This is a genomic window from Sphingorhabdus sp. (assembly GCF_044354325.1).
Taxonomy (GTDB): Bacteria; Pseudomonadota; Alphaproteobacteria; order Sphingomonadales; family Sphingomonadaceae; genus Sphingorhabdus_B.
Genome location: NZ_JBILAF010000074.1, coordinates 1 through 10,773, shown reverse-complemented (window position 1 = coordinate 10,773; position 10,773 = coordinate 1). Strand labels below are relative to the sequence as shown.

General features: G+C 54.4%; 3 protein-coding genes and 1 pseudogene. 2 read left to right on the top strand and 2 right to left on the bottom strand.

Features of this window, described 5'->3' with window-relative positions:
* Both ACIQ0G_RS07715 and rpoB read right to left on the bottom strand, forming a co-directional pair.
* A pseudogene (locus ACIQ0G_RS07715) lies at positions 1 to 1,072 on the bottom strand (DNA-directed RNA polymerase subunit beta'); the annotation flags it as partial.
* A gap of 80 nt (positions 1,073 to 1,152) precedes the next feature.
* Positions 1,153 to 5,310, bottom strand: coding sequence for a DNA-directed RNA polymerase subunit beta (gene rpoB, locus ACIQ0G_RS07710; protein WP_397577401.1), 4,158 nt, complete (start codon positions 5,308 to 5,310; stop codon positions 1,153 to 1,155).
* A 759-nt stretch (positions 5,311 to 6,069) separates the two neighbouring features.
* Here rpoB and ACIQ0G_RS07705 point away from each other — a divergent pair.
* Entirely contained in the window at positions 6,070 to 9,300 is a 3,231-nt protein-coding gene (locus tag ACIQ0G_RS07705; protein ID WP_397577400.1) for a type ISP restriction/modification enzyme, read from the top strand.
* Positions 9,301 to 9,367: 67 nt separating this feature from the next.
* A partial coding sequence (gene lepA / locus ACIQ0G_RS07700; protein ID WP_397577399.1) for a translation elongation factor 4 occupies positions 9,368 to 10,773 on the top strand: 1,406 nt, incomplete at its 3' end.

Below are 10,773 nucleotides of genomic sequence, written 5' to 3'. Positions count from 1 at the left end.
ATTCAGGACCGGTCACGATAACCGAACGACCCGAATAATCGACGCGCTTACCCAAAAGGTTCTGACGGAAACGGCCCTGCTTGCCCTTGAGCATGTCGGACAGCGACTTCAGCGGACGCTTGTTGGCACCGGTGATCGTACGGCCGCGACGGCCATTGTCGAACAATGCGTCAACAGCTTCCTGCAGCATGCGCTTTTCGTTGCGGACGATGATGTCTGGCGCGCGCAGTTCAATCAGGCGCTTCAAACGGTTGTTACGGTTGATAACGCGGCGATAGAGATCGTTCAGATCGGACGTTGCAAAACGACCGCCATCCAGCGGCACCAATGGGCGCAATTCTGGTGGAATGACGGGAATGACGTCCAAAATCATCCACTCGGGCTTGTTGCCTGAATCGATGAAGCTTTCGACGACCTTCAAACGCTTGATGATCTTCTTGGGCTTAAGTTCCGACTTGGTAACGGCAAGCTCGTCGAGCAGGTCGGTGCGCTCTTGCTCAAGGTCGAGATCCATCAACATGGTCTTGACAGCTTCTGCACCAATGCTGGCGGTGAAAGCGTCTTCGCCATATTCGTCCTGCGCGTCGAGCAATTCGTCTTCGCTCAGCAACTGGAACTTCTCAAGCGCGGTCAGGCCAGGCTCGGTAACGATGTAGTTTTCGAAATACAGCACGCGCTCAAGCTGCTTCAACTGCATATCCAGCAGCAGGCCGATGCGCGAAGGCAGCGACTTCAGGAACCAGATATGCGCAACAGGGGCAGCGAGCTCGATGTGGCCCATGCGCTCACGGCGCACTTTGGTAACGGTGACTTCAACGCCGCACTTTTCACAGACGACGCCCTTATACTTCATGCGCTTATACTTACCGCAAAGGCACTCATAGTCCTTCACAGGTCCGAAGAAAAGGCCGTCACGCTCTGGCTTGAACGTACGATAGTTGATGGTTTCGGGCTTTTTGATTTCACCAAAAGACCAGCTGCGGATTTTTTCCGGCGATGCGATCCCGATCTGGATCTGGTCAAATGTTTCGACCTTGGCGATGGGATTGTTGAATTTGCTCAGTTCGTTCATAATCTTTTCCTCATTGGGCTTTTGCCCATGAAAACCTAGGGGCAGGGGCAGGGGGCGGACCTAAGTCCGCCCGGCTCTGCTTATTCCGCTGCCTCGGCAAAGCCCTCGTCACCTTCGATCAAGTCGTGCGCTTTCAGGTCAACATTCAGACCCAATGAGCGCATTTCCTTAACCAGAACGTTGAAGCTTTCGGGGATACCGGCTTCAAAGCTGTCGTCACCCTTGACGATCGCTTCGTAAACCTTGGTACGCCCGATAACGTCATCGGATTTGACCGTGAGCATTTCCTGCAAGGTATAGGCCGCGCCATATGCCTGAAGTGCCCAGCATTCCATTTCCCCGAAACGCTGACCACCGAATTGCGCCTTACCACCAAGTGGCTGCTGCGTAACAAGGCTGTACGGTCCGATTGAACGGGCGTGGATCTTGTCATCAACAAGGTGATGCAATTTCAGCATGTAAATGATGCCTACGGTCACCTTACGGTCGAACTTGTCACCGGTACGGCCGTCGAACAGATCGGATTGACCCGAACCGTCAAGTCCAGCGAGCTGGAGCATGGTCGTAACGTCCGCTTCACGTGCGCCGTCGAACACAGGTGTGCCCATTGGAACGCCGGTGACGACATTGCTTGCAAGTTCAATGATGTCCGCGTCGCTGCGGCCCTTGATCTCGTCGGCATAATCTTCACCATAGGCTTTCGCCAAACGTTCGCGCACGATCGCTGGCGGAGCGGCGGCTTCGGGGTTCGGGTTATTGTGTCGCCACTCTTCCAAAGCCTCACCAATTTGCATACCCAGACCGCGCGCGGCCCAACCAAGGTGGGTTTCGAAAATCTGTCCGACGTTCATACGCGATGGAACGCCCAACGGGTTGAGAACGATGTCAACAGGTGTACCATCAGCCAAGAACGGCATGTCTTCTTGCGGAAGGATCCGCGAGATAACACCCTTGTTTCCGTGACGTCCGGCCATCTTGTCGCCTGGCTGCAGCTTACGCTTCACCGCGACGAACACCTTGACCATCTTGAGCACGCCAGGTGCGAGTTCATCACCGCGCTCCAGCTTCTCACGACGATCTTCGAACTTCTCAACGATCAGCTTGACGGCATCGTCATACTGAACCTTGACCGCTTCGAGGTCGCCCTGGACCTTGTCATCGGCAACCGCGATTTTCCACCATTCGTGACGCTCGACTTCGCTGAGATTTTCCTCAGTGATCTTGTCGCCCTTCTTGATGCCCTTTGGCGCTGCGGCTGCAGTTTGACCAATCAGCATGTCTTTCAGGCGGTTGTAGGTCGCACGGTTCAAAATCGAACGTTCGTCTTCGCGGTCCTTCGCAAGACGCTCGATTTCTTCGCGTTCGATGGCCATCGCACGCTCGTCCTTGTCGATGCCGTGGCGGTTAAACACGCGCACTTCAACAACAGTACCAGCTACACCAGGTGACAGACGCAAGGATGTGTCGCGCACGTCGCTTGCCTTTTCACCAAAGATGGCGCGCAGCAGCTTTTCTTCTGGCGTCATAGGGCTTTCGCCCTTTGGCGTGATCTTGCCGACCAGAATGTCACCGGGGTGCACTTCTGCGCCGATGTACACGATGCCGGCTTCGTCGAGGTTGCGAAGCGCCTCTTCACCTACGTTTGGAATATCGCGGGTGATATCTTCAGGTCCAAGCTTGGTATCGCGGGCCATAACTTCGAATTCTTCGATGTGGACCGACGTGAAGACATCGTCTTTCACGATGCGTTCGGAGATCAAGATCGAGTCTTCGTAGTTGTAACCGTTCCAAGGCATAAACGCGACGAGGCTGTTCTTGCCCAGTGCGAGTTCGCCCAGTTCGGTCGAAGGACCGTCGGCGATGATGTCGCCAGCTTCGATGACGTCACCAACCTTCACCAATGGTTTCTGGTTGATGCAGGTGTTTTGGTTCGAACGCTGGAACTTTTGCAGCGTGTAGATGTCGACGCCCGACTTGCCGGGTTCAACGTCGCCGGTCACGCGGACAACGATACGGGTCGCATCGACTTGGTCGACGATACCGGTACGGCGTGCAGCGATAGCAGCGCCGGAATCGCGGGCAACGGTTTCTTCCATGCCGGTTCCGACAAACGGTGCTTCTGCACGGAGCAAAGGCACGGCCTGACGTTGCATGTTCGAACCCATCAATGCGCGGTTGGCGTCATCGTTTTCCAGGAACGGGATGAGCGATGCCGCAACCGAAACCAGCTGCTTTGGCGAAACGTCCATCAACGTGATCTGGTCGCGCGGTGCCATCAGGAATTCGCCAGCTTCACGCGACGAAATCAGGTCCTCGGCAAAGCTGCCATCGGCGTTGAGTTCGGCGTTCGCCTGCGCGATGGTGTTCTTCTGCTCTTCCATGGCGGAGAGATAGACCACGTCGTCGGTGACTTTGTTGTCGATGACCTTGCGGTAAGGCGTTTCGATAAAGCCATATTTGTTGACGCGGCTGAATGATGCCAGCGAGTTGATCAGACCGATGTTCGGGCCTTCTGGCGTTTCAATCGGGCAGATACGGCCATAATGCGTTGGGTGAACGTCGCGGACTTCAAAGCCAGCGCGCTCACGCGTCAGACCACCTGGTCCAAGGGCCGAAACACGGCGCTTGTGGGTGACTTCCGAAAGCGGGTTGGTCTGATCCATAAACTGCGACAGCTGCGAGCTGCCGAAGAATTCGCGCACCGCAGCAACCGCTGGCTTTGCGTTGATCAGATCGTTTGGCATCACGGTGGATACGTCAACCGAGCTCATACGTTCTTTCACGGCGCGCTCCATACGGAGCAGACCGACGCGATACTGGTTTTCCAGCAATTCGCCGACCGAACGGACACGACGGTTGCCGAGGTTATCGATATCGTCGATTTCGCCCTTGCCGTCTTTCAGGTTCACCAGTTCCTTGACCACGGCGAGGATATCCTCCGTCCGCAAGGTGGTGAGCGTGTCTTCAACGTCAAGCTGCAGACGCATGTTCAACTTCACGCGGCCAACGGCGCTGAGGTCGTAGCGGTCTGGATCGAAGAACAGGCCAGCGAACAATGCTTCTGCGGTTTCGCGCGTTGGCGGCTCGCCAGGACGCATGACGCGGTAGATCGCATCCAGGCCCATGTCGCGGTTCTCGGCCTTGTCAGCCTTCAACGTGTTGCGCATCCAAGCGCCGGTGATGACATGGTCGATGTCGAGCAGCTCAAGGCTGTCGATGCCGGCCTTGTCGAGTGCTTCCAAGTTTTCAGCGGTGATTTCGTCACCAGCTTCCACATAAATCCGGCCCGTCTTTTCGTCGATCAGGTCGAATGCCGAATAACGGCCAAAGATTTCTTCGGTCGGGATCAGCAGATGCGTCAGGCCATCCTTGACCGCCTTGTTCGCGGCGCGTGGGGTAACCTTGGTGCCCGCAGGGAACACGACTTCGCCGGTCTTTGCATCCACGATGTCGAACATCGGTTTCGACGCACGCCATTGTTCCGCGTTGAATGGAATTTTCCAGCCACCGGTGCCACGTTCAAATGTCACGCGATCGTAGAAGTGGCTCAGGATTTCTTCGTCGTTCAGACCAAGCGAGTAGAGCAAGGTCGTGACCGGCAACTTGCGCTTACGGTCGATACGGACGTTGACGATATCCTTGGCATCAAATTCAAAGTCGAGCCACGAACCACGGTACGGAATAACGCGCGCGGCGAACAGATATTTGCCCGAAGAGTGCGTTTTACCGCGGTCATGGTCAAAAAGAACGCCCGGCGAACGGTGCATCTGCGAAACGATAACGCGCTCTGTACCGTTGACGAAGAATGTGCCGTTATGCGTCATGAGCGGCATGTCGCCCATGTATACGTCCTGCTCCTTAATATCGAGGACCGAACGCGCTTCGGTGTCAGGGTCAACCTCAAACACGATGAGGCGCAATGTCACCTTCATCTGTGCGGCATAGGTAATTCCGCGCTGACGGCATTCTTCTACGTCATATTTGGGATCTTCGAGTTCGTAATGGACGAAGTCGAGTTCCGACGTTCCGGCAAAATCCTTAATCGGGAAAACGCTGCGCAGCGTTTTTTCGAGGCCGGATACATAACCAATGGACGGGTCAGAGCGCAGGAACTGCTCATAGCTTTCGCGCTGAACCTCAATCAGGTTGGGCATGTCGATAACTTCGTGGATGTTACCGAAGATTTTGCGGATACGCTTTTGACGCGAGAGTGTCGCAGGAGCGGTACGGGTTGCCATAAGGTGCTTTGCCTCAGTTAGAAATGTCAAACGCGCTAAATTCGTTTTCACCAGACAAGAAAAGGCCGCATGGCAAAGGTCCGAAGATTCGGGTCCTGCCGTGCAGCCGTTTCGCGTATGTGAAAATCCAGACCCTTCAATGCTTTAGCCAAGTTGCGCGACGACAAGGCCAATCCCGATGGGGCAGATGTTGAACGTCGTATAGAGCCGCAGGCGGTGAGGGTCAACCCCGGCCTGCGCCCATCACAAGCAATTCCGCGGCGGCGCAGCACCCGCGAGGGGGCCGGATTTGGCCCTTAAGGATACAAAAGACACCTGCGGCGACGAAATGATTGTCCCCTTTGTCGCTTTAAGTGTGGAAGGCGGCTGTTGTGCGAACCCCGATCAGCCAGAGGGGCAGTTACCGATGACCGCGCCGATGATCGCAGGGCAAATCCTACATTTCAAGAGGGCGGCGGCGGTTCAGAGATGACCCCCACGCGCCACCCTCCATTCGTCACCCTGAACTTGTTTCAGGGTCTTACTTTCGACGCCGAGGATAAAAATTAAGATCCTGAAACAAGTTCAGGATGACGGGCGCGGGCGGTCAAACAAGTTCAGGATGACGAACACCGCACGTGCAAGCGCCAAAACGCTTATCCGCAAACCCCACAACCCCGCCAAAATAAAATCCAGAATAGCCATAGACACACCTAAAACGAAATGTCACAAAAGGTGAACTTTATAACGTCTTATGGGTTCCGGGGAGGGGTAATTCATTTGGATATACATGGCTATTTGGGGCAAATCCGTGCTCTGGCGGGCAGCGGGCAAGCCACCGAGCATAGTTACCGTCCCGCTCTTGAAGGATTATTCAAATCGATTGATGACAAGCTGACCGTTATAAACGAGCCAAAGCAAAGCGCCGTCGGTGCCCCTGACTTTGTATTTGCGCGTAATGGTGTGTCGATTGGCTGGTGCGAGGCAAAAGACCTAAACAAGGACATCACCCGCTTTGGCGCGGGTGATTACAGCCGTGAACAAAAGGAACGGTATAAAAAGGGTCTGCCCAACCTGATTTATACCAATGGCACCGACTTTGAATTTATCCGTGAAGGCGAAGTCACGGGCCTTGTCCGCATAGCCGACCTAATTCCCACACTGCCGCCAAGACCAGAGGAATTTCCGCGTCTGGAAATGATGCTGAAGGATTTTTCGGCACAGACGCCCATCAGCATCAAAAGCGCCAAGCAATTGGCGCAGATGATGGCTGGCAAATCCATGATCATTAAAGACATCATGTGCAAAGCGTTGATCGCCGACAAGGAAAGCGGCGTTGAGACCGAACTGACCGACCAATATGAAGGTTTCAAGAAAAGCCTAATCCACGACATAACCGTTGCCGATTTCGCGGACGTTTATGCCGAAACCATTGCTTATGGTTTGTTCGCCGCGCGACTGCATGACGTCAGCCTTGATAGTTTTAATCGCGCCGAAGCATTGGACCTATTGCCCAAATCAAACCCGTTTTTGCGTAACCTGTTCGTCTATATCGCTGGCAATAATTTGGATGATCGCTTGTGCCGCACGATTGACGATCTGTGCGATGTATTCCGTGCGTCTGATGTTGCCGCGTTGATGCAGGATTTTGGCAAGTTCACGGCGCGTAATGATCCGTTCCTGCATTTTTACGAAACATTCTTGGCCGAATATAATCCGGCAAAGCGCAGGGCGCGGGGCGTTTGGTATACGCCCGAGCCCGTGGTGAATTTCATCGTGCGTGCGGTGGATGATGTCCTGAAAACCGAATTCAACTTGCCACGCGGCATTGCCGATACCAGCAAGATTCAGATTGATTGGGATACGGGGCAAAATGACCCCAAAACGGGCAAGCCACTGACCATCAAAAAAGATGTCCACCGTGTGCAGATATTGGATCCAGCAACGGGCACCGGCACATTTTTGGCCGAAGCGATTAAGCAGATTGCGGCGCAGGTAAAGGACATCGCGCCGGGCATGTGGTCGGGCTATGTCGAGGAAAACCTAATCCCCCGATTGCATGGCTTTGAATTGCTAATGGCCAGTTACGCCATGTGCCATATGAAATTGGACATGATGCTGACCGAGATGGGCTATAAGCCAAGCGCCAGCCCGCCACGATTGGGCGTATACCTGACCAACAGTCTGGAAGAAGGCGAACGGGTTGAACAAACTTTGCCCTTTGCCCGCTGGCTGTCCGACGAAGCCAAAGGCGCGAACACCATCAAGCGCGATACACCGATCATGTGTGTGATTGGGAACCCGCCTTATTCCGTCAGTAGCTCTAACAACTCAGCATTCATCGATGGGTTGATGGACGCTTACAAGACAGGTTTGAACGAACAAAATATTCAACCGCTCTCAGATGACTATATCAAATTCATTCGTTTTGCTGAGCACCTCGTCGATAAAAACCGTGAAGGTGTTTTGGCGTTTGTTACCAATAGTAGCTACATCGATGGTCGTATCCACCGACGGATGCGACAGCAACTAATGGCGACATTCGATAAAATTTTTGTCCTTGATTTGCACGGCAGCACGAAAAAACTGGAAGTGGCGCCAGATGGGACAGCCGACAACAATGTGTTCGACATTATGCAGGGCGTGGCGATTATCATTGCCGTTAAATGTAGTCAGCAGCGTTCGGCACCCTGCGAGATAAAACATGCTGATCTATATGGCTCTCGTGAGAGCAAAAATGCTGCCCTTTTTGAATTACGGATAAATTCTCCAGAGCTTGCGCAAGTTCATCCAATTGAACCCTATCATCTGTTCGTTCCATTCAATAACGACAACATCGACATCTATCAGGAAGGCTTCCCACTAGACCTTCTGTTGGCAGAGTTCGCGTGCGGTATGGTCACCGCAAGGGACGGTTTCTTGGTCCAAATCAACGAAAGTGGCGCAGTGCAACTACTGAACGATCTACACGCACTGCCTGAACAAGACTTTCGAAATAAATACAGCGAGAATTCAGATAGTCGTGATTGGACGCTGAAAAATGCAAAGGCGGATGCTCAGAACGCCGAAGTTTCGAAGGTGCTATATCGCCCTTTCGATACCCGCTTCTTGCCATACTCAAAAAACTCTAAAGGTGTGCTGTCGTATCCCCGTCACAACATCATGCGTCAGTTTCGCAAGCATGAAAATTTAGCCCTGCTTGTTTGCAAACAACAGAGCACTTTTGACTTTCAGCACACTTTGGTTTCCAAATTGATCACAGATAAATGCACGATTTCCTCTCAGACTAAGGAAGCATCGTATCAATTCCCCCTCTATCTCTATCCCGAAGAAGGCACGCTCGAAACTGAGCGGCGGGTCAATTTCGATCCCACAATCTATGCGGAGATCAGGGAGCGGGCGGGGCTTTCTGGCGCCGATGGCGACGAACTCAAGGTGTTCGATTATATCTATGGCGTTCTGCATTCGCCCGATTACCGCGCGACCTATGCGCAGTTCCTGAAAATCGATTTCCCACGCATTCCCTATCCCGCCTCGACAGAGGTTTTCGCGCATGTGGCCGAAAAGGGCGGCCAGCTGCGTCGCCTGCACCTGATGGAGGATGCTGCTATTGGCGCAACGCCCTATCCATTCAGCGGGGCCAGAGAAGAGGGCGACGACAATGTGGTGGAGAAGCCTGCGTACGTTCCCCTCCCGCAGGCGGGAGGGGTTAGGGGTGGGAGCGAGCCGGAGGCGAGCCTTGAAACCTCACCGTCACAGGCCCACCCCCAGCCCCTCCCGCCTGCGGGAGGGGAGTATGGCCGTGTTCACATCAACCCCGACCAATATTTCGACAATGTGCCTGCGCTTGCATGGGAGTTTCATATTGGCGGATATCAGCCTGCGCAAAAATGGTTGAAGGACCGCAGGGGCAGGGCGTTGTCATTCGACGATGTCCTGCATTATCAAAAGATCATCAAGATACTGACCGAAACCGACCGCATCATGAAGGAAATCAAATTACCGTTGTGATTATGCGATCCCTACAGGCGTTCCGCCATGCTTGAAGGGGCGGGGCAGCCCTGCTAGGGGCGGCTGCATGACCGAACTCTCGCTTATCCGCAATTTCAGTATTATCGCGCACATTGATCACGGGAAGTCGACCCTTGCGGATCGGCTGATCCAGCAAACGGGTGGCCTAACGGCGCGTGAGATGACGAGCCAAGTCCTTGATAATATGGACATTGAAAAAGAACGCGGCATCACGATCAAGGCGCAGACGGTGCGGCTGGATTATACCGCGAAGGACGGCATCACCTATCAGTTGAACCTGATGGACACGCCGGGCCATGTCGACTTTGCCTATGAAGTCAGCCGCAGCCTCGCCGCGTGCGAAGGCGCGTTGCTTGTCGTCGACGCCGCACAAGGCGTTGAGGCGCAGACGCTGGCCAACGTTTACCAATCCATTGAGCATGACCATGAAATCGTGCCCGTCATCAACAAGATCGATCTGCCCGCGGCAGAGGTGGACAAGGTGAAGGCCGAGATTGAGGAAATCATTGGCTTGCCCGCCGACAATGCGGTGCTGACTTCGGCGAAATCGGGCATCGGCATTGATGAGGTGTTGGAGGCCGTGGTCACGCGCATTCCCCCGCCAAAGGGCGACCGCAACGCGCCGTTGAAGGCGATGTTGGTCGATTCATGGTACGACCCCTATCTGGGCGTCGTCATCCTGATCCGCGTTATCGACGGCGTGATCAAAAAAGGTCAGGAAATCCAATTCATGGCCGCCGGCACAAAGCATTTGGTCGACCGCGTCGGCTGTATGCGGCCAAAGCTGGAAATCCTGTCCGAAATCGCGGCGGGCGAAGTCGGCATTATCACCGCGCAGATTAAAGAAGTCGCGCAGACCCGCGTGGGTGACACCATCACCGATGCAAAGCGCCCCGCCGCAGAGCCGCTGCCCGGGTTTAAGGAAGTGCAGCCCGTGGTGTTCTGCGGCCTGTTCCCCACCGACGCCGCGGATTTTGAAAAATTGCGTGAAAGCATCAGCAAGCTGCGCCTGAACGACGCATCATTCAGTTTTGAAACGGAAAGCAGCGCGGCGTTGGGCTTTGGCTTTCGCTGCGGGTTCCTGGGGCTGTTGCACCTTGAGATCATTCAGGAGCGCCTGACGCGCGAGTTCGACCTGGACCTTATCACCACCGCGCCGTCGGTTGTGTACAAGCTGGAGCTGAGCCGGTCGAAGACCGAAGATGCGCGCAGTATGGAGCTGCACAACCCCGCCGACATGCCCGACATTAACCGCATCGCGGAAATTCAGGAGCCGTGGATTGAGGCGACGATTTACTGCCCCGACGAATATCTGGGCAGCATATTGAAACTGTGTCAGGACCGGCGCGGCGTGCAAAAGCAACTGACCTATGTCGGTGGCCGTGCGCAGATCGTCTATGAACTGCCGCTCAACGAAGTCGTGTTCGATTTTTACGACCGGTTAAAGAGCAT